Origin of the sequence: Kosakonia sp. LAM2021 (assembly GCF_016620385.1) — a bacterium.
GTDB classification, from domain to species: Bacteria; Pseudomonadota; Gammaproteobacteria; order Enterobacterales; family Enterobacteriaceae; genus Kosakonia; species Kosakonia sacchari.
Genome location: NZ_JAENHT010000007.1, coordinates 224,747 through 242,057 on the forward strand (window position 1 = coordinate 224,747; position 17,311 = coordinate 242,057).

Annotated in this window: 19 protein-coding genes; 3 read left to right on the plus strand and 16 right to left on the minus strand. The window is 54.2% G+C overall.

Annotation, left to right across the window (positions count from 1 at the left end):
* Window positions 1-18: 18 nt before the first annotated feature.
* The 9 genes from JKP81_RS16385 to JKP81_RS16425 all read right to left on the minus strand — a co-directional run bounded on the left by JKP81_RS16385 (window position 19) and on the right by JKP81_RS16425 (window position 9,458).
* Window positions 19-1,203: an MFS transporter gene (locus JKP81_RS16385; RefSeq protein ID WP_200552556.1), complete on the minus strand. Its 1,185-nt coding sequence runs from the start codon at window positions 1,201-1,203 to the stop codon at window positions 19-21.
* Window positions 1,204-1,417: 214 nt separating this feature from the next.
* Window positions 1,418-2,419 carry a glycine betaine/L-proline ABC transporter substrate-binding protein ProX gene (proX, locus tag JKP81_RS16390; protein WP_200552557.1) on the minus strand — a complete coding sequence of 334 codons (1,002 nt, stop codon included), beginning with the start codon at window positions 2,417-2,419 and terminating at the stop codon, window positions 1,418-1,420.
* A 58-nt stretch (window positions 2,420-2,477) separates the two neighbouring features.
* A complete protein-coding gene (gene proW, locus JKP81_RS16395) occupies window positions 2,478-3,542 on the minus strand; it encodes a glycine betaine/L-proline ABC transporter permease ProW (RefSeq protein ID WP_200552558.1) in 1,065 nt (354 codons plus the stop codon).
* A complete protein-coding gene (proV, locus tag JKP81_RS16400; protein ID WP_200552559.1) occupies window positions 3,535-4,737 on the minus strand; it encodes a glycine betaine/L-proline ABC transporter ATP-binding protein ProV in 1,203 nt (400 codons plus the stop codon). The genes proW and proV overlap by 8 nt, the downstream gene beginning before the upstream one ends.
* 388 nt (window positions 4,738-5,125) lie before the next feature.
* Complete coding sequence (gene nrdF, locus JKP81_RS16405; RefSeq protein WP_200552560.1) at window positions 5,126-6,088, minus strand: class 1b ribonucleoside-diphosphate reductase subunit beta; 963 nt, start codon at window positions 6,086-6,088, stop codon at window positions 5,126-5,128.
* A 10-nt stretch (window positions 6,089-6,098) separates the two neighbouring features.
* Window positions 6,099-8,243: a class 1b ribonucleoside-diphosphate reductase subunit alpha gene (nrdE, locus tag JKP81_RS16410; RefSeq protein ID WP_200552561.1), complete on the minus strand. Its 2,145-nt coding sequence runs from the start codon at window positions 8,241-8,243 to the stop codon at window positions 6,099-6,101.
* Complete coding sequence (nrdI, locus tag JKP81_RS16415) at window positions 8,216-8,626, minus strand: class Ib ribonucleoside-diphosphate reductase assembly flavoprotein NrdI (protein WP_200552562.1); 411 nt, start codon at window positions 8,624-8,626, stop codon at window positions 8,216-8,218. The genes nrdE and nrdI overlap by 28 nt, the downstream gene beginning before the upstream one ends.
* Window positions 8,623-8,868 carry a glutaredoxin-like protein NrdH gene (gene nrdH / locus JKP81_RS16420; RefSeq protein WP_097401872.1) on the minus strand — a complete coding sequence of 82 codons (246 nt, stop codon included), beginning with the start codon at window positions 8,866-8,868 and terminating at the stop codon, window positions 8,623-8,625. The genes nrdI and nrdH overlap by 4 nt, the downstream gene beginning before the upstream one ends.
* Before the next feature lie 263 nt (window positions 8,869-9,131).
* Window positions 9,132-9,458: a DUF883 domain-containing protein gene (locus tag JKP81_RS16425; protein WP_200552563.1), complete on the minus strand. Its 327-nt coding sequence runs from the start codon at window positions 9,456-9,458 to the stop codon at window positions 9,132-9,134.
* A gap of 162 nt (window positions 9,459-9,620) precedes the next feature.
* On the opposite strand from JKP81_RS16425, the gene JKP81_RS16430 reads away from it, so the two are divergent.
* Window positions 9,621-9,965 carry a DUF2002 family protein gene (locus JKP81_RS16430; protein WP_017459338.1) on the plus strand — a complete coding sequence of 115 codons (345 nt, stop codon included), beginning with the start codon at window positions 9,621-9,623 and terminating at the stop codon, window positions 9,963-9,965.
* Window positions 9,966-9,997: 32 nt separating this feature from the next.
* Here JKP81_RS16430 and alaE read toward each other — a convergent pair whose 3' ends face one another.
* Both alaE and JKP81_RS16440 read right to left on the minus strand, forming a co-directional pair.
* The gene (gene alaE / locus JKP81_RS16435; RefSeq protein WP_017459339.1) at window positions 9,998-10,447 is read right to left on the minus strand and encodes an L-alanine exporter AlaE; all 450 of its coding nucleotides are present in this window, start codon (window positions 10,445-10,447) and stop codon (window positions 9,998-10,000) included.
* 450 nt (window positions 10,448-10,897) lie between these two features.
* Window positions 10,898-11,077 carry a hypothetical protein gene (locus JKP81_RS16440; protein WP_020454900.1) on the minus strand — a complete coding sequence of 60 codons (180 nt, stop codon included), beginning with the start codon at window positions 11,075-11,077 and terminating at the stop codon, window positions 10,898-10,900.
* Between the two features lie 179 nt (window positions 11,078-11,256).
* On the opposite strand from JKP81_RS16440, the gene JKP81_RS16445 reads away from it, so the two are divergent.
* Both JKP81_RS16445 and JKP81_RS16450 read left to right on the plus strand, forming a co-directional pair.
* Window positions 11,257-11,415, plus strand: a complete 159-nt coding sequence (locus JKP81_RS16445) for a YqaE/Pmp3 family membrane protein (RefSeq protein ID WP_017459341.1) — start codon at window positions 11,257-11,259, stop codon at window positions 11,413-11,415.
* A 150-nt stretch (window positions 11,416-11,565) separates the two neighbouring features.
* Window positions 11,566-12,447, plus strand: coding sequence for a hypothetical protein (locus tag JKP81_RS16450; protein ID WP_200552564.1), 882 nt, complete (start codon window positions 11,566-11,568; stop codon window positions 12,445-12,447).
* A 104-nt stretch (window positions 12,448-12,551) separates the two neighbouring features.
* On the opposite strand, the gene JKP81_RS16455 is transcribed toward JKP81_RS16450, so the two are convergent.
* The 5 genes from JKP81_RS16455 to JKP81_RS16475 form a co-directional block, all read right to left on the minus strand.
* Window positions 12,552-14,216, minus strand: a complete 1,665-nt coding sequence (locus JKP81_RS16455; protein ID WP_200552565.1) for a methyl-accepting chemotaxis protein — start codon at window positions 14,214-14,216, stop codon at window positions 12,552-12,554.
* Window positions 14,217-14,348: 132 nt separating this feature from the next.
* The gene (locus JKP81_RS16460) at window positions 14,349-15,770 is read right to left on the minus strand and encodes a DNA cytosine methyltransferase (RefSeq protein WP_200552566.1); all 1,422 of its coding nucleotides are present in this window, start codon (window positions 15,768-15,770) and stop codon (window positions 14,349-14,351) included.
* A 75-nt stretch (window positions 15,771-15,845) separates the two neighbouring features.
* Window positions 15,846-16,388: an RNA 2'-phosphotransferase gene (locus JKP81_RS16465; RefSeq protein WP_200552567.1), complete on the minus strand. Its 543-nt coding sequence runs from the start codon at window positions 16,386-16,388 to the stop codon at window positions 15,846-15,848.
* 82 nt (window positions 16,389-16,470) lie between these two features.
* Window positions 16,471-16,995 (minus strand): rhodanese family protein, encoded by a 525-nt coding sequence (locus JKP81_RS16470; protein ID WP_200552568.1) that lies wholly within the window; start codon window positions 16,993-16,995, stop codon window positions 16,471-16,473.
* Between the two features lie 2 nt (window positions 16,996-16,997).
* A complete protein-coding gene (locus JKP81_RS16475; RefSeq protein ID WP_200552569.1) occupies window positions 16,998-17,309 on the minus strand; it encodes a helix-turn-helix transcriptional regulator in 312 nt (103 codons plus the stop codon).
* Between the last annotated feature and the right edge of the window lie 2 nt (window positions 17,310-17,311).

Below are 17,311 nucleotides of genomic sequence, written 5' to 3' on the forward strand. Positions count from 1 at the left end.
GCAAACGTGGGTGGTTGTTTACATTGCCGCCTCCTGGCGGTGAAATCCTCGCCACCAAACCAGCAGATTCAGCAGCGCCAGCACGCTACCTGCGAGGCAAACCCCTGTCCAGCCTGCGTGTTGCCATGCGGAAGCAGAGATCAGCGAGCCTGCCGCGCCGCCAATAAAATAGCTGGTCATATACCCGGCGGTCAGGCGGTTTCGCGCGTCCGGTTTCACGCGATAGATAACCGTCTGGTTGGTGATGTGTACCCCCTGCACGGTGAGATCCAGCACGATAATGCCAATAATCAAGGCGATAACCGAGCTGTGTCCAAGCCAGATAGCCACCCAGGAGAGCAGCAACAGAATCAGGCCGCCGGTGGTGGTGAGATGGGAATGACCCCGATCCGCCAGCCCACCGGCCTGCCGCGCGCCGAGTGCACCTGCTGCGCCGACCAGGCCAAACAGGCCGATCGTCGCCTCGGAGAACTGAAACGGCGGCGAGGCCAGCAAAAACGCCATTGACGTCCACAAAATGCTGAAGTTCGCAAAGCTCAGACAGCCGAGCATTGCCCGGGTACGTAACAGTTTGTCACCGGCAAACAGGCCAAACACCGAGCCAAGCAGTTGCGGGTAATTAAGGTGATTCTCTTGCTTGATTTTCGGCAGCCCGCGCCACAGCGCCAGCGCCATCAGCACCATTAACACACTGGCGACCCAGTAAACCGTGCGCCAGCCGCCAAGGCTTGCCAGCAATCCGGCAACGGTGCGCGCCAGCAAAATGCCGAGCAGCAGACCGCTCATAATCGTGCCCACCACTTTGCCGCGTTTGTCCGGGGTTGCCAGCGTGGCGGCCAGCGGTACGAGAATTTGTGCCACCACGGAAAACAGCCCGGTCAGCGCGGTGCCGAGGATCATCAGCCCGAGCGATGAACTACTGGCGGTGATCAACATGCCGCCTGCCGACAGCAGCGTCATCAGCACAATCAGCGAGCGTCGTTCGAACATATCGCCAAGCGGCACGAGAAATAACAGCCCGGCGGCGTAGCCAAGCTGGGCGGCGGTGACGATAAATCCGGCCTGGTTGGGTGTGAGTGAAAAGGCGTGGGCGATGGTATCGAGGAGCGGTTGCGCATAGTAGTTGCTGGCAACGGCGAGGCCGGTGGCAACGGACATCAGCGCAATCAGCGCCGGGCTAAGGCCCTGGTTCGGTGTGGTCATTGGCGTTGTAAGTCAGGTATGTTTTTCCAGACACTCATCATAGCAATAGATTGAATTTTGTGAGGAAGATCGCGTGTCGGAACGTGCGGTGACCTACCCTGGCAGGCGAACAGGCGAACAGGCGAACAGGCGAACAGGCGGGCAGAGCCTGAATAAGCAAAAGCGCCATTCGGCAAAAAACCGATGGCGCTTTGGGAAGGCTTAGCGCAACAGGTTATTTCTGCGCGGCAAGCGCCTCTTTGATCCAGCCGTCGAACTGCTGCTGGTGCGCTTTGATCCAGCCATCAACGTGACCCTGAATATCCGCTTCAGACGATTTGCCCGCATGCATCATGGCGTTTTCGGCATTAATATCGGCCAGCGGCAATTTCATCACTGCGAAAAGTTTTGCCGCCGCCGGGTTTTTTTCAGCCCAGGCTTTGTTGGCAACAATATGCATGGTGTTCACCGGGAAGCCGTAATTCATGCCGTTTGGCAGTTTGGTGTCGATATCTTTCTGTTCACCCGGCAGGGAAGAGAACGGGACCTGCAGCCACACCACATCTTTACCCGGTTTCAGCACGTCGCTTACCCAGTATGGCGTCCAGGTGTAATAGAGTACCGGTTTACCCTCTTTGAAGCGGGTAATGGTATCCGCCATCATCGCCGAGTAGTTCCCGTGGCTAACGGTGACGGTGTTTTCCAGACCGTAAGCCTGATGCTGGTGGTTAATGACCGCTTCGCAGCCCCAACCCGGTGAGCAACCCATCATATCGGCTTTGCCGTCGCCGTTACCGTCAAACAATTTGGCGATTTTCGGATCTTTTAGCTGCTCAATGTTGGTGATGTGATATTTCTCGGCGGTCTTCTTATCGATCAAATATCCCTGCGCCGCACCGGTGACATAGGTGCCTTGACGGTAGAATTTTTTGTCGCCCCCGGCGGCGGCATACATGTCGTCATGCAGTGGTTGCCAGTTGACGGCGGTAAAAGTCACATCGCCCGCCGCCATTGAGGTGTAGCCCACGTTGTAATCCACTTCGTCCGGGGTATTCACGGTGTAGCCGAGTTTTTCAAGGGCGCGGCTCACCAGCAATGTCTGGAAGCTCTCTTCGGCGATAGTGCTTTGAAATGGCTTGACGGTGATGCCTTTGCCTGGCAGTTCTGCGTCCGCAGCAAATGCACTGGTAGAGACAAGGGTGGCAAACGCTGTGGCAAAAAGTACGCTATGTCGCATCGTTGTTCCTTATTGTTCAGGTGGGATACTGCTGCCCGGCGAGTTGCCGGGCGACAGATTATTTAGCGAAAGGGCGGGTCAGCAGACCCAGCGGGCCGGTTTGATACCAGCGACGATTACCCCGGCTGCGGGAGTCGCGACCGACAGCCTGCGTCAGGCGGTCGAGAATGATGGCGAGGATAACAATCCCTACGCCGCCAACGGTGGCAAGCCCCATATCAAGGCGGCCAATACCGCGCAGTACCATCTGGCCAAGCCCGCCAACGGCGATCATCGAGGCGATCACTACCATGGAGAGGGCAAGCATCAACGTCTGGTTAATTCCCGCCATAATGGTGGGCATGGCCAGCGGTAACTGTACTTTAAACAACATTTGGCGCGGGCTTGCGCCAAATGAGCGCGAGGCTTCAATCAAATCGGCCGGCACCTGGTTAATGCCGAGAATGGTCAGACGCACCACCGGCGGCAGGGCGAAGATAATGGTCACCACCACGCCCGGCACATTGCCGATACCAAACAGCATCACAATCGGCACCAGGTAGACAAACGCGGGGGTTGTCTGCATCGCATCCAGCAACGGGCGAACGATTTTCGCCGCGCGCTGGCTGCGTGCCAGCCAGATGCCCATTGGCAAGCCGATCACCACGCAGAACAGCAGCGCGGTCAGCACTAGCGCTAATGTCACCATCGCCTGCGACCAGGCACCGATGGCGCCAATGGCAATCAGCGATACCAGCGTGGCAATGCCCATTCCGGCGCTACTCATCTGCCAGGCGATCAGCGAGAAAAGAATAATCGCCACCGGCGCGGGCATGCCCAGCAGCATCTGCTGGAACGCACTGAGGATGTAATCCACCGGTACGCGAATGCCCTGAAACAGCGGGCGGAAGTGCATCACCACCCAGTCGATCGCCTGCGTCACCCAGCTATCGAGCGGGATCAGCGTTTTATGGAACGGGTCCATAATATTGAAGTGTTCCGGCGCGGGTGCCGGCGCGCTGTGCAGCCAGTCTGCGCTGCTGCCATCGGTTGGTGCGCTATTGCCGCCGCCCCAGGCATCCGCAGACTGTGCGGCGTTGTCGGTTGCTGGTGCGCTATCCCACGGGTTGTTTTGATCAGCCATTGTTTGCCCCCTCGCGATCTAAAGCTTGCAGCAGCATCCGTTTGGAGATGATGCCCACATACTGTTGCTCTTCACCGACCACCGGCACGGCGCAGGGCGCTTGTCCAACGTGGGAGAGCAACTCGCTGAGCGGCGTTTCGGCATCCACCGCAAGCGGGGAGTCGATTAACGCCGCCTCGATCCCCTGGCTTTGACCGAGCGCCTCTTTCAGGGAGTCGATGGAGACAACGCCGACAAATTTATTGCCGCGTTCAATCACATAACCGAATTCACGGTCTTCATCCTGCAACAGTTTCAACGCCGAACGCGGGCCGAAGCCGGGCGTTTTGCGAATTAGCCCGACAGGCGTTCGACGCGCAATATCTTTGGCGCTAAATACCTGGCTAATATCCACGCCACGGAAGAAGGTGCGCACATAATCATTGGCCGGATTATTCAATATTTCATCCGGTGTGCCGACCTGTACCACTTCACCGTTTTGCATAATGGCAATCCTGTCGCCAATACGCATTGCTTCATCGAGATCGTGGGAAATAAATACAATGGTGCGCTGGTGTTTGGCCTGAAGCTTTACCAGTTCATCCTGCATTTCGGTGCGAATTAATGGATCGAGCGCGGAGAAAGCTTCATCCATTAATAAGATATCGGGGTTGATGGCTAATGCGCGCGCCAGACCAACACGCTGGCGCATACCGCCAGAAAGTTCATCCGGATAACTGTGTGCATAATTCTCCAGCCCAACCTGACGCAGCGCGTCCAGCGCTTTTTCCTGGCGTTCTTGCGCCGAAATACCGGCCAATTCCATGCCAAAGGCGGCATTATCCAGCACCGTCATATGGGGCATTAGCGCAAATGACTGGAAGACCATCGCAATCTTTTTCCTGCGCACCTCGCGTAATTCGGCGTCTGATATTTTGGCGATATCCACGCCGTCAATCAGCACCTGTCCGCGGGTGGGTTCAATCAGGCGATTGAGAAGGCGTACCATAGTGGATTTACCCGATCCGGATAACCCCATGATGACAAATATCTCGCCTTCTTCAATGGCCAGACTGGCGTCTTTCACGCCAAGCGACAGCCCCGTTTTTTCCAGAATTTGTTCTTTCGAAAGTCCTTTTTCAATATATTTGAAAGCTCGCTGCGGATGCTCGCCAAATATTTTATAAAGGTTTTTAACTTCTAATTTAATTGCCATGCAATAATAGAGTTCCTGTTATTTATTGTGTCGATATCGTACCTGGTGAGAATAATTGACTGGATATACCCTAGCATACTCAGAATCTGAGACAACCCTGAATTTCCCGTCTTTAAGAATTTGCTTAAGCGATAATTGCCGCTATTTCCCATGAAATAAGGGCTGGCGGCGGATGAGATTTTTTTGAAATTCATCGGAAAATCGCACCTGAATAGTGCTGATTCAGATGAAAATGACGAGACAATTACAGTGTAGAAGCTGAAGGGATATTGTGCCGGGAAATCATGAAGACATTATTGAAATAATAATATCCTTTTTTCGCAGCGGGTTATTTCAAATGCAATATGAAAATGGATATTCCTCTCCCGATGAGGAGAGGAAAGAAAGATCAGAAGTTCCAGTCTTCGTCTTCGGTTTCGACGGCTTTACCCATCACATAGGACGAGCCGGAGCCGGAGAAAAAGTCGTGGTTTTCATCGGCATTTGGCGAGAGCGCGGACAAAATTGCCGGGTTGACGTCAGCCATTTCCGGTGGGAATAACGGCTCGTAACCGAGGTTCATCAGCGCTTTGTTGGCGTTGTAACAGAGAAACGCTTTCACATCCTCGGCCCAGCCGCTATCGGCGTACAGATCGTCGGTGTAACTGAGTTCGTTCTCGTAGAGATCCATCAGCAGATCCAGTGCGAAAGTTTTCAACTCCTCGCGTTTTTCTGCACTCACTTTTTCCAGCCCTTTCTGATACTTATAACCAATATAGTAGCCGTGCACCGCTTCATCGCGAATGATCAGGCGAATCAAATCAGCGGTATTAGTGAGCTTACCGCGGCTTGACCAGTACATCGGCAGCCAGAAACCGGAATAGAAGAGGAACGATTCCAGAAATACGCTGGCGATTTTCTTTTTCAGCGGCTCATCGGCGCGGTAATAGTGCAAAATCAGTTGCGCTTTGCGCTGCAATGCGGCGTTCTCTTCGCTCCAGGCGTAGGCGGCATCGACATCTTTGGTCTGGCAGAGTGTAGAGAAAATAGAGCTGTAAGAGCGGGCGTGCACCGCCTCCATAAAGCTGATATTCGACAACACCGCTTCTTCGTGCGGCGTAAGCGCATCCGCCATCAACGCGGGTGCGCCGACGGTGTTCTGAATGGTGTCGAGCAACGTCAGACCGGTAAATACGCGGATGGTAAGCTGCTGTTCTGCCGGGCTTAACGTCTGCCAGGCGGGAATATCGTTCGACAGCGGCACTTTTTCCGGCAGCCAGAAGTTGCTGGTCAGGCGGTTCCACACTTCCAGGTCTTTATCGTCCTGGATTTTGTTCCAGTTCACTGCGCTGACGCGTGATAGTTGGCTCATCCTTTTCTCCTTACAACGCGCAGGACACGCAGCCCTGGATTTCGGTGCCTTCCAGCGCAAGCTGGCGCAGGCGAATGTAATACAGCGACTTGATGCCTTTTTTCCATGCGTAAATCTGCGCTTTGTTGATATCGCGGGTGGTGGCGGTGTCTTTAAAGAACAGCGTCAGCGATAACCCCTGATCCACATGGCGCGTGGCTTCGGCATAGGTATCAATGATCTTTTCCGGACCGATTTCGTAGGCGTCTTCATACAGCGCCAGGTTGTCGTTAGTCATAAACGGCGCCGGGTAGTAAACGCGCCCGGTCTTGCCCTCTTTGCGGATCTCAATTTTCGACACAATCGGGTGAATGCTTGATGTCGCGTGATTGATATACGAGATCGACCCGGTCGGCGGCACCGCCTGCAAGTTCTGGTTATAGATCCCGTAGCGCATCACATCTTCACGCAGTTGTTGCCACATCTCACGGGTTGGGATGGTGATGCCAGCACGTTCAAACAGCGCCCGCACTTTTTCCGTTTTCGGTTGCCAGTCGCCTTCAAGGTACTGGTTAAAATACTCGCCGCTGGCGTAGCGCGAGGCCGGGAAACCGGCAAAATGCTGACCGCGTTCGCGGGCGATCATCATTGAGGTATGCAGTGCATGCCAGGTGATGGTGTAGAAATAGAAATTGGTAAAATCGAGTCCTTCCGGGCTGCCGTAGGCGATGCCTTCGCGCGCCAGGTAACCGTGCAGGTTCATCTGTCCAAGCCCGATGGCGTGCGAGGCGGCATTGCCGTTTTCCACCGAGGGCACCGAGCGGATATGGCTCATGTCGGACACCGCGGTTAAACCGCGAATGGCGGTTTCCACCGTACGGCCAAAGTCCGGCGAGTCCATAGTGTGCGCAATGTTGAGCGAGCCAAGGTTACAAGAGATATCGCGTCCGGTGTCGGCGTAATCGAGGTTCTCATCAAAGGTCGAGGCGCTGTTGACCTGCAAAATTTCCGAGCACAGATTGCTCATGTTAATGCGTCCGGCAATCGGGTTGGCGCGGTTAACCGTATCTTCAAACATGATGTACGGGTAGCCTGATTCAAACTGAATTTCCGCCAGCGTCTGGAAGAAATCGCGGGCGTTAATGTAGCTTTTACGCACGCGTTCGTCGGCCAGCAATTGCTCGTACATCTCGCTGATAGCAACGTCGCCGAACGGTTTACCGTATAAACGCTCGACGTCATAAGGCGAGAACAGCGCCATCTCGGCGTTCTCTTTCGCCAGACGGAAAGTGATATCCGGGATCACCACGCCCAGCGACAGGGTTTTGATACGGATTTTCTCGTCGGCGTTTTCGCGCTTGGTATCGAGAAAACGCAGAATATCCGGGTGATGCGCGTGCAGATAAACCGCGCCCGCACCCTGCCGTGCGCCGAGCTGGTTGGCATAGGAAAAGGCATCTTCCAGCATTTTCATCACCGGGATCACCCCGGAAGACTGGTTTTCAATGCGCTTGATCGGTGCGCCAGCTTCACGCAAGTTGGAGAGCAGAAATGCCACGCCGCCACCGCGTTTGGAAAGCTGCAACGCGGAATTCACCGCGCGACCAATCGACTCCATATTGTCTTCAATGCGTAACAGGAAGCAGGAGACCAGCTCGCCACGCTGTTGTTTGCCGCAGTTGAGGAACGTTGGCGTCGCGGGCTGGAAACGACCCGAGAGGATCTCGGTGGTTAACTGGCGCGCCAGCGTTTTATCGCCTTGGGCCAGCGTCAGTGCCACCATGCAGGCGCGATCTTCGAAGTGTTCAAGATAGCGTTTACCATCGAAGGTTTTTTGCGTGTAGCTGGTGTAAAACTTCCATGCACCGAGAAAGGTCTGGAAGCGGAAACCGCTGGCATGTGCATCGGCAATCAGATCGACGACGAACGCGCGGTCATAACGGGCCAGCACGCTATCGTCGTAATAACCTTCCGCCACCAGCCAGTTCAGACGTTCATCCTGGCTGTTAAACATCACGGTATTCGGGCGCACATGGGTTGCCATAAAGGCGTCCACCGCCTCGCGGTCTTTATCAAACTGAATGCGGCCGTCTTTATCATAAAGATTCAGCATCGCATTCAGCGCGTGGAAATCGGGCGCGGATTGCATCACACGCTCTGCGGTTGTCGTAGCCAAAATTCGCTTACTCCTTTACGCACGTTGTCGATGTCCTGTTGGGTGCCCATCAACTCAAAACGATACAGATATGGCACGGCGCATTTTTGCGATATCACATCGCCTGCGCGACCAAATGCTTCGCCGAAATTACGGTTGCCGGAGGCGATCACGCCGCGAATCAACGCACGGTTTTGCGGATCGTTCAAAAAACGGATCACCTGGCGGGGAACTGCGCCTGCCGTGCCGCCGCCACCATAACTGGGCACCACCAGGATATAGGGTTCGTCTACCTGGATACGCTCACGCTCATTAAGCGGAATGCGCACGGCCGGCAGCCCGAGACGCGCGATAAAACGCTGCGTGTTTTCCGAGCTGCTGGAGAAGTAGACGAGGGTGCTCATGCGCTGGCCACGCTCGGTGCGGCATGTAAGCGGTTAATCATATCCGGGCGGAAACCGGACCATTTTGTTTCCCCGGCGACAACCACCGGTAACTGACGAAAGCCCATCGCACGCAGCTCATCGGCCGCTTCCGGCACGTGGTCAACGTTCACCATTTCGAACGCCAGGCCACGGCTTTCCATCGCGCGTTTGGTGGCGTGGCACTGAACACAATCATTTCGAGTGTAAATGGTAATGCGCATAATTCGTATTTCCGTTTAAAATGGATTGGCGGCGCGAAGGTTCGCGTCAGTTAGTGTCTGTGTTACTGATTTGAATACTAGATGTAGTTATTTAAAGATGCAACCACACAATATATAGGAAATTGTCATAGGCTTTGCCCGGAGGATAGAAACAATGGGTAAGGGCGGTGTGTACGCGTTTCGTACAGAAAAGGGCGATGTGCAGACAAATAAAAACCCCTACGGGCGTTGAAACCGGCAGGGGTCAGCAGGGCGGAAATCCGTTAGCGGCGCAAGCTCAGCAGCGCGCCAAGAAAAATACCGACCGCGGCGGCAGCGCCAACGCTGCACCAGGGTTTGTCTTTCACAAACGTATCGGCACAACCCACGGCGTCTCTCGCCGCTTGTTGCACACGGCTGCGACCATGCATGCGTGCGCGGGTCTCTTTCAATAGGGACTGTGCTTTACGACGCGCGCTTTCAGCTTCGTCTTTCGCGTCGCTGCCCCAGGATTTCAGCACGGCTTCAAGGCTGTCAGCGAGCTGGTTAACATCGTGGTTAATATCCTCAACACCTTCATCTACGTCACGGCGATTCGGTCTGTTAAACATAGGATCCTCCCTCGTTTTCGATGTGAATTTTAGTTTAGACCATAATTTTCAAGGCCAGACGGCAATCACGCCTTTCAGGTTCGTTTGTGGAATTTTCTGAGTCACGGTCCATGCTCAGTCATGTAAGGTGGCGAGGCTTTGGAAAGATGACGAGGAAAATCTATGTATTTAAGACCCGATGAAGTGGCGCGCGTGCTGGAAAAAGTGGGATTCACCATGGATGTGGCCACGCCGAAAACCTATGGTTATCGCCGTGGCGAAAATTATGTGTATGTTAACCGCGAAGCGCGTATGGGACGCACGGCGCTGGTGATTCACCCCACGTTGAAAGAACGCAGTTCGTCGCTTGCGGAACCCGCCTCGGACATCAAACTGTGCGATCACTACCAGAATTTCCCGCTCTACTTCGGCGGCGATGCGCAGGAGCATTACGGCATTCCGCACGGCTTTAGCTCGCGCGTGGCGCTGGAAAAATTTATTACGGGATTATTTGGCGAAGCGCATTAAAAAGGCGGCAGACCAAAGCCTGCCGCCCGCCATCAGGCCTTGGCCTGATGGTAGTTGCTCACCCGGAACAGGCGGCGGCAATAATCGAGGAAGTAACCGTACACCGCGCCCATCATCATCGACAGCACAATATTGGAACTGACTGCGGCGACAATCTGGTGCCAGTCGGCACCGACTCCCCACAAAATGGCGACATACACCGGAGACTGAAAGGTCACGTAAGCCAGCACATCGGCCAGGTTTTTCATCCAGCCAGACGGGCTAATACGGCGGGCGTAACGCATAAACGCATCGCGGTACATACCATAAGGCCAGGCAATAATAATGTTCACCGGAATAGCCACCAGCCGCGATGAAAGTGACTGTTCAAAGCTCATTCCGGAGAGAAATATTTCAATCAACATGTTCACTACCGAACAGTAGACAACCATAGCAAAGGTGTCCGCAGCGGCGTGACGCAGGCGAGACTGCGAAGAGAACATGGTGGTGCTCCTTGATAATCAATAAACAGGCTAATGAACGGTCGTGGTAGCGTTTTGAAACGGCTGGCTTGATGTGTGTAGATTATCTGTCTGCATTGAAACTAACAACTAGCGATAAATTTTTATTTTTTTTTCTTTATTGGATAAAGTGCTCTGCGTTTGCGTGAATTTTACGCATTTCATTATTTTTGTTGGGCTGGCTATTAAATGTATTAAATATCAAGTGGTTATATTTTATATGTGATGTGGCGCACTGACTGGCTGGTGACAAAATGGGCGGGTTTTAGAGCGCTATGCTTTGCGGAAGAAAATAAAACATTAGGCAGCATTTTTTATGCTAACTAAGCGTGAATGGTAGTGTTTAGTGCTGAAAATGAGGTTGCTTGTTTATGCGGTTTTTTTGAATGGAAATGGAGTTTGAAGCGGTGGGTGAACGCCCACCGCCGCCGATCAGCAGACGCCAAAATCACCGTCTTCTTTATACAGAGAGACATCTTCCGCTTTCAGCGTGATTTTTGCTGCCTGCTCGTCGTGGGCCGGAACCGCGACAATCTGATCCTGATGGACTTCCAGTACTTTCAGTTTTGGCCCGCCAATACGTGGCTGCACAATATCACCGACAGAAAACATATTTTGCTCCTTTTGTAATGAGTTTGTGAAGATAAACATAGCCTGAACGTCCGCCTGGGTACAGCGTAAAAGAGGGTAAACACGGTCAGTGAAAGTGGCAGCTGCAGGCAAAGTGGCTAATCTTTAAGGGATTGTCTTTCTTTTCAATCAACTGGAATGACGTTGCACAGGAGGTTTATATGGGTTTCTGGCGAGTTGTATTTACCATTATTCTGCCGCCGCTGGGCGTGCTGCTTGGCAAAGGCTTCGGTTGGGCATTTATCATTAACATCCTGCTTACACTGCTGGGCTATTTCCCTGGCCTGATCCACGCGTTTTGGGTGCAAACCCGCAATTAACTCCGTCGGGCGGGTCTCCGCCCATTATTCAAACTCACCTGATAACACCCCAATTTATGGTGGTTATGCGTGAATTTTGCGCAAAAAAGTAAAGAACCGTTGCCGCGCCGACGATAACCGACTGATGAACGTCAATTCTACGGAGAAGATATGAGCATTCAGGATATCGGTTCGGCTGCCGCGTCCCAGACGTTGCCCGAAGTACGTCAGTCAAAAACCATCACTTTTGCCGGAAAAGAGATCGTCACGGAAAGCTCAATTTCCGTCAATATCTCAGCAGAAGCGCTGGCGAAGGGCATGGAAGGGCACACTGCGCCGACCAAAGAAGAAGCTGAAAAGAGGGCTCAGGCAATGGCGGTGGTTCGCAATACCAACATGTCCACTTATGCCCGTGGGCCAAGCCTCGCCAGCGAGTTCTATTCCGATCCGCAAAGCGCGGGCGACGCGGTGAAATTTATCGACTTTTTCCAGCACTCAACCGTTAACCCCGATGACATGGCCGCCGCGCTGCATCAGGCGCTGGTCTCACCGCAAGCGAGCGGTGATTACACGACCAGCGCGATGGATCTGTCGATGACCCAGGCGAAGCTCAATGAGGTGGTGTCAAAGTACATCTCTGCTGATTATCAGCAACAGGCCAGCGCGTTTGTCGCCGGTTTTATTGCTGAAAAAGCCGATCAGGCCGATCAGATTAACCGCGTGGTGCTGACGCAGGCGTCGAATCTGGCGCAAAGCCTGGGCAATACGACACAAGCCAGGCAACATCAGCAGGCGATTGATCAACTGAGCGCGGGCACTCATGCCTCCCAGACGGTACGCAATCAAATGCTGAGTATCACCGCCAGCGATACTGACAGCGATAGCTGGTTCACGCAGTTTAATCAGTCAGTGGACAGTAGCGGAACGCTGCCGTTTATGCGTGATATCGAGAAAAACCACATCAGCGCGCTACAGCAGCAATGGCAGCAGTTCGCGGTTTTTTTGCAGACGGCAAAACAGAGTGATGCAGCACAAGAGGCGGGCAAACAGTAGCCAGTAACCGCTACCGCGTTGCGGCGCCATCCGGCTTAAGAAGATCATCGTGAAAGGAAGAAAAGCCAGCGCGACAAGCATATCGCGCTGGCTTTTTGCGGGGGTTAGAACGTTTCCCAGTTGTTGTCACTGCTTGATGACGCTGCGGTAGCGACCGGGCGCAGCGGCGTGGCTTGCGGTTTGCCCGGTTTTGCATTCAGTAGCGCGTTGTGTCCGTTAACACGGAACACGGCAACCGCCTGGCGCAACTGCTCGGCTTGCTGCTCCAGCGCAGCGGAAGCAGCGGCGGATTCCTGCACCAGCGCGGCGTTCTGCTGGGTTACGCTGTCCATCTGCGATACCGCAAGGCTCACCTGTTCAATCCCCTTGCTCTGTTCTTCAGAGGCAGAGGCGATTTCGCCCATAATATCCGTCACGCGCGTAACGGCATTGACGATCTCTTTCATCGTATCGCCCGCTTCCGCAACCTGCGTGGTACCCGAGTTCACCCGGTTCACGGAGTTATCAATCAGGGTTTTGATCTCTTTAGCCGCCTGCGCGCTGCGGCTTGCCAGCGTACGGACTTCGCCTGCCACCACCGCAAAACCACGGCCCTGTTCACCGGCGCGCGCCGCTTCTACCGCAGCGTTGAGCGCAAGAATATTGGTCTGGAAGGCAATGCCGTCGATCACGCTGGTGATATGGGCGATTTGCTGCGAACTGTCGGAAATTTCGCTCATCGTGCGCACAACGTTATTCACCACTTCACCACCGCGAGCGGCGGTATCGGAGGCGTTTTTCGCCAGATGCGATGCCTGACGGGCGTTATCGGTGTTCTGTTTCACCGTTGCCGTTAACTGTTCCATGCTGGCGGCGGTCTCTTCCAGCGAGGCGGCTTGTTGCTCGGTACGCGACGAGAGATCGTTGTTGCCGGTGGAGATTTCACTCGCGCCGGTGTAAATCGAATCGGAGCTGTTACGCACCGCGCTGACGGTTTTCACCAGCGACGTTTGCATTTCATGTAAACCGGCGGCGAGCTGACTCATTTCGTTACGCCCTTCAGCCGAAATGCTCATCGTCAAATCGCCCCCGGCGATAGCGCGAATATGCCCCATCACGCTGTGCAGCGGGCGCAGAAGCAAGTGCTGCAAACCCAGCCAGATAACGGTCATTACCGCAATTACCACCAACAAAATCACGCCCAGCGTCCACTGCATGCTGGTAAAACTGCTCTGGTTTTGCTGTGCGGCGGCTTGCAGGAAGGTGTTGTTTTCCGCCCGCCATTTGGCGTAGCTGGCATCCATATCATCCTGCGCTTGCTGCGCGTCGAGGTTGCCATAAGCCTCGTAGTTATTGGCGCGCAGGAAGGCGATCGACTGCTGCAACACATCGTGCATTTTGGTGATGTTCTGCGCCACTTCGTCGGCTAATGCGGCGTCCTGCCCGGCAACGCGCGGTGTGCTTTTGTAGTTGTTGAAATACCCTTCGGACTTACCCAGAGAATCTGCCGCCGTCGTGAGCAGTTTTTCAATGCTGGCCAGCGACGCCGGATCGCGCTGGTTTTTCAAAAAGCGGATTGCCACGCGGGTAACGGTAACGCGTGTTTTGATAAGCGTGTTCACGCTGTCGCCAAGATTTTCTTGCTGCGCGTTCAAAACGCCAGTGTTCTGAAAGTTGACCCTGTCGTTATTGACCGCCGAGTAGAAAAGACCCCCAGTAACCAGTTGAAGAAGACAAAATACTGAAAGAGCAATAATGATGCCTGTAATAACCCGTATATTTTTAAGCATGGCCATAGTCCGTGAAAGAGTCGGGATTGCACCACTAATATCGACCTGGCCAGCATTAACTTTATGATCACTTTTTAAACACTTAAATAAGACTTAAATAAGTGCCGGCGCCTTGCGCGCCGGGAAAGTGTTTTAGATTTTTTTGCGGCGTTTTACGGCGAGAGCAATACGGGGTTCCAGCAGTTTTGCCACGGCGGCGAAGACGGGAACGACAACCGAGTTACCAAACTGGCGATAGGCTTGCGTATCGGAAACCGGAATGCGAAACGGTTTTTCGCCCACTTTTTCAAACCCCATCAAACGCGCACATTCATGTGGTGTCAGCCGTCGCGGGCGACGTGCCTGATTTTCCGTATTGGCAAAATCGGCCTCGCCGAGAGCTTTATCCCAGCCGCGGTCGATAAGAATTTCCGAACCATCTTTGTGATAACGCGCCGAAAGAGTGCGCGCCACGCTATCGGCGCGGGTTGGATCAACCAGCCCGAAGCCAAAACCATTGCCTTTCGCGGCGTGCTTTTTCGCGTAGCGATAGAGGTAATCCCACAGCTTATGCGACAACACATATTTGCTGTCGACGGTCGGCTCCAGTAGCTCACCGAATGCGGGCCGTTTTGCCGGATAAAAACGGTCGATATCGCGCAGGGTAAAACCGTCGGCGAGGTCTAAATCGCGGCGAAAACCCACCAGCACAATGCGCTCGCGGTGCTGGGGTAAGAAGTGTTTGCCATCGATGATTTTCGGGTCATCTTTGCCGTTCAGCGCGGCGTCAGCAACGTCATAGCCCAGTTCATCCAGCGTATTCATGATCACGCTGAAGGTTTTGCCTTTGTCGTGGCTCTTTAAATTTTTAACATTTTCCAGCACGAAGATGGCCGGGTGACGGGCTTTGATAATGCGCGCCACATCGAAAAACAGCGTGCCCTGCGCTTCGCACTCAAAGCCGTGCGCACGGCCCATGGCGTTCTTTTTACTCACGCCCGCAAGGCTAAAGGGCTGGCAGGGAAAACCGGCGAGCAGAACATCATGGTCGGGGATCGTTGCGGCGATATGCGCGTAGGCGTCGGCTTCGGAAACGTTCGGGTTGCCGCTCAGCGTCACTTCGCGAATATCCTGATTGAAGGTATGCGTGGCGTGATCGTTGTACCAGTTAGCTTTATAGGTGCGTACCGCGTTTTTATTCCATTCACTGGTAAACACGCACTGCCCGCCAATGGCTTCAAACCCGCTGCGAATACCGCCGATACCGGCGAAGAGATCGATAAAGCGAAAACGATAGTTCGGGTGATGGGCGGGTGGGGAGGGCAGCAAGCTGCGAAGCTGCGCTTCTTCGGCGGCGGTGAATGTTCTCGGATTGCCTTTGCCGTTGATCCAGCGGTTGAGCGATTCGCGGCTCCACTCGGCTTTACCCGCTTTTTTTAACTGCTCCGCCACATATTTCTGGCCGTAAATTTCCAGCACTTGATCCAGTAGTACCCGGTCCCGTTCCTGCTGTCGCTGCTGGTCAGTCTCTGCCTGCGCCAGCAGATCCTGCGCAAGTGAATCAAATTCCGCCATGACGTCTCCTTGGGGTTAGGCCCTGAAATATATCACTCATTTGACCCAGAGGATAATCGGCAGGTGCGGGCTTTTTTACTGCGCAATAAATGAAGGCGGTACTGATTCGGTGAGCCACACGCCGTTATCAGCTTGATAGAAAACAAAGCCCTGCGTCTGCATCTCGCCTGCGTTAATTCGCAATACCACCGGTTTCCCATGGCGCAGCCCAACTGCCGTTGCTGTGACTTCATCGGCGGATAAGTGCACATACTGGCGCGATTTTGCTTCGAGCCCTTGGGCCAGAATGTCGTCAAGGAACCGTGTTGCCGTGCCGTGATAAAGCGTTTCTGGCGGCGCTTTCGGTTGATAGGAAATATTGACCTGCGCGGTGGAATGCCCCTGCGCGGCGCGGATTGATGCACCATCGGCAGATAAGGTGAAGCGCTTTTTATCGCTGGTCTCGACAATCTGGAGGATCAGCTCGTGGGTAAACGTATAACCTTGCGATGCAGCACCCGCGATCAGCGCGTCGATATTCGCCCAGCCTTCCGCATCCAGCGTCAACCCAATCGCCTGGGGTTCATGGCGTAAGACGTAGCTTAAAAACTTGCTCATCTCACTCTGTTTTTTGTCCATCAATGACTCTCCGTTTGAAAGCGCCATTATCTGGCGACTTTTCTGTGTGGGCAATTACCCACTTCTGGCAGCGCAAACCTGCTTAACTGCGGTTCCACGGCATTTTCGCCAGCAGAAGCGCCATGCCGCACCAGCCGCTCAGACCTGCGAACAGCAAACCCGCGCCAACAAAACCCGACAGCAGAAAGAAATTAGGGTGAAGCGTAAAACCAAGCACCACACCGAGCAGGATCAGGCTGCCTGCCACAATCTGCACCTGCTGCATCAGCGGGCGCGGCTGGCGTTTATCCTGCACCGTCGGCAGCTTTTCGCGCTTCCAGTTATTGAGCCCACCGTCGAGGATCATAACTTTTGCGGGCGCAGCCGCGCGCACTAATGCGTCGGCGTTTTGTTGCGTGCGCATGCCGGACTGGCAATGGAAAATAACCGTTTGGTCCGGCGAAATTTGCGTAATGGTTTGTCCGGCAAGCACGTCGTCCAGCGGCAGGGAAACCGCGTCGGGTAAATGTTCGCGACGAAATTCATCCACCTGGCGAATATCAACAATCAGCGCACCGTTTTGCTGCTGCGCGCTGGCTTCTTTGGGGCTGACGAGGGTGTATTGCATGGCTATTCCTCCGGGCAATAAAGGGTTTTCAGCGTGTGGACCAGCGTGCGGATCGCTGGCGCTTTAATGAAGTAGTTCACCCGCTGCGCCTGGCGCTGGCTTTCGATCAACCCTTCCTCCTTCATCCGCGCCAGATGCTGCGACGTGGCGGAGGGGCTAAGGCCTGTTACGGCGCTTAATTCCCCGGCAGACGTACCAGGCGCATCGCACAGCATGCAGAGGATCAGTAAACGATGCGGGTTACTCATCGCTTTCAGCAGGGCAGATGCTTTCTCAGCCTGCGCTTGCAGTAAGGTGATATCGGGACTGGTCATTG

Bases quoted from the DNA above. Each gene is read 5' to 3' on its own strand.
- JKP81_RS16385 (WP_200552556.1), bottom strand. From the start codon at position 1,203: ATGACCACACCGAACCAGGGCCTTAGCCCGGCGCTGATTGCGCTGATG.
- proX (WP_200552557.1), bottom strand. From the start codon at position 2,419: ATGCGACATAGCGTACTTTTTGCCACAGCGTTTGCCACCCTTGTCTCT.
- proW (WP_200552558.1), bottom strand. From the start codon at position 3,542: ATGGCTGATCAAAACAACCCGTGGGATAGCGCACCAGCAACCGACAAC.
- proV (WP_200552559.1), bottom strand. From the start codon at position 4,737: ATGGCAATTAAATTAGAAGTTAAAAACCTTTATAAAATATTTGGCGAG.
- nrdF (WP_200552560.1), bottom strand. From the start codon at position 6,088: ATGAGCCAACTATCACGCGTCAGCGCAGTGAACTGGAACAAAATCCAG.
- nrdI (WP_200552562.1), bottom strand. From the start codon at position 8,626: ATGAGCACCCTCGTCTACTTCTCCAGCAGCTCGGAAAACACGCAGCGT.
- nrdH (WP_097401872.1), bottom strand. From the start codon at position 8,868: ATGCGCATTACCATTTACACTCGAAATGATTGTGTTCAGTGCCACGCC.
- JKP81_RS16425 (WP_200552563.1), bottom strand. From the start codon at position 9,458: ATGTTTAACAGACCGAATCGCCGTGACGTAGATGAAGGTGTTGAGGAT.
- JKP81_RS16430 (WP_017459338.1), top strand. From the start codon at position 9,621: ATGTATTTAAGACCCGATGAAGTGGCGCGCGTGCTGGAAAAAGTGGGA.
- alaE (WP_017459339.1), bottom strand. From the start codon at position 10,447: ATGTTCTCTTCGCAGTCTCGCCTGCGTCACGCCGCTGCGGACACCTTT.
- JKP81_RS16440 (WP_020454900.1), bottom strand. From the start codon at position 11,077: ATGTTTTCTGTCGGTGATATTGTGCAGCCACGTATTGGCGGGCCAAAA.
- JKP81_RS16445 (WP_017459341.1), top strand. From the start codon at position 11,257: ATGGGTTTCTGGCGAGTTGTATTTACCATTATTCTGCCGCCGCTGGGC.
- JKP81_RS16450 (WP_200552564.1), top strand. From the start codon at position 11,566: ATGAGCATTCAGGATATCGGTTCGGCTGCCGCGTCCCAGACGTTGCCC.
- JKP81_RS16455 (WP_200552565.1), bottom strand. From the start codon at position 14,216: ATGCTTAAAAATATACGGGTTATTACAGGCATCATTATTGCTCTTTCA.
- JKP81_RS16460 (WP_200552566.1), bottom strand. From the start codon at position 15,770: ATGGCGGAATTTGATTCACTTGCGCAGGATCTGCTGGCGCAGGCAGAG.
- JKP81_RS16465 (WP_200552567.1), bottom strand. From the start codon at position 16,388: ATGGACAAAAAACAGAGTGAGATGAGCAAGTTTTTAAGCTACGTCTTA.
- JKP81_RS16470 (WP_200552568.1), bottom strand. From the start codon at position 16,995: ATGCAATACACCCTCGTCAGCCCCAAAGAAGCCAGCGCGCAGCAGCAA.
- JKP81_RS16475 (WP_200552569.1), bottom strand. From the start codon at position 17,309: ATGACCAGTCCCGATATCACCTTACTGCAAGCGCAGGCTGAGAAAGCA.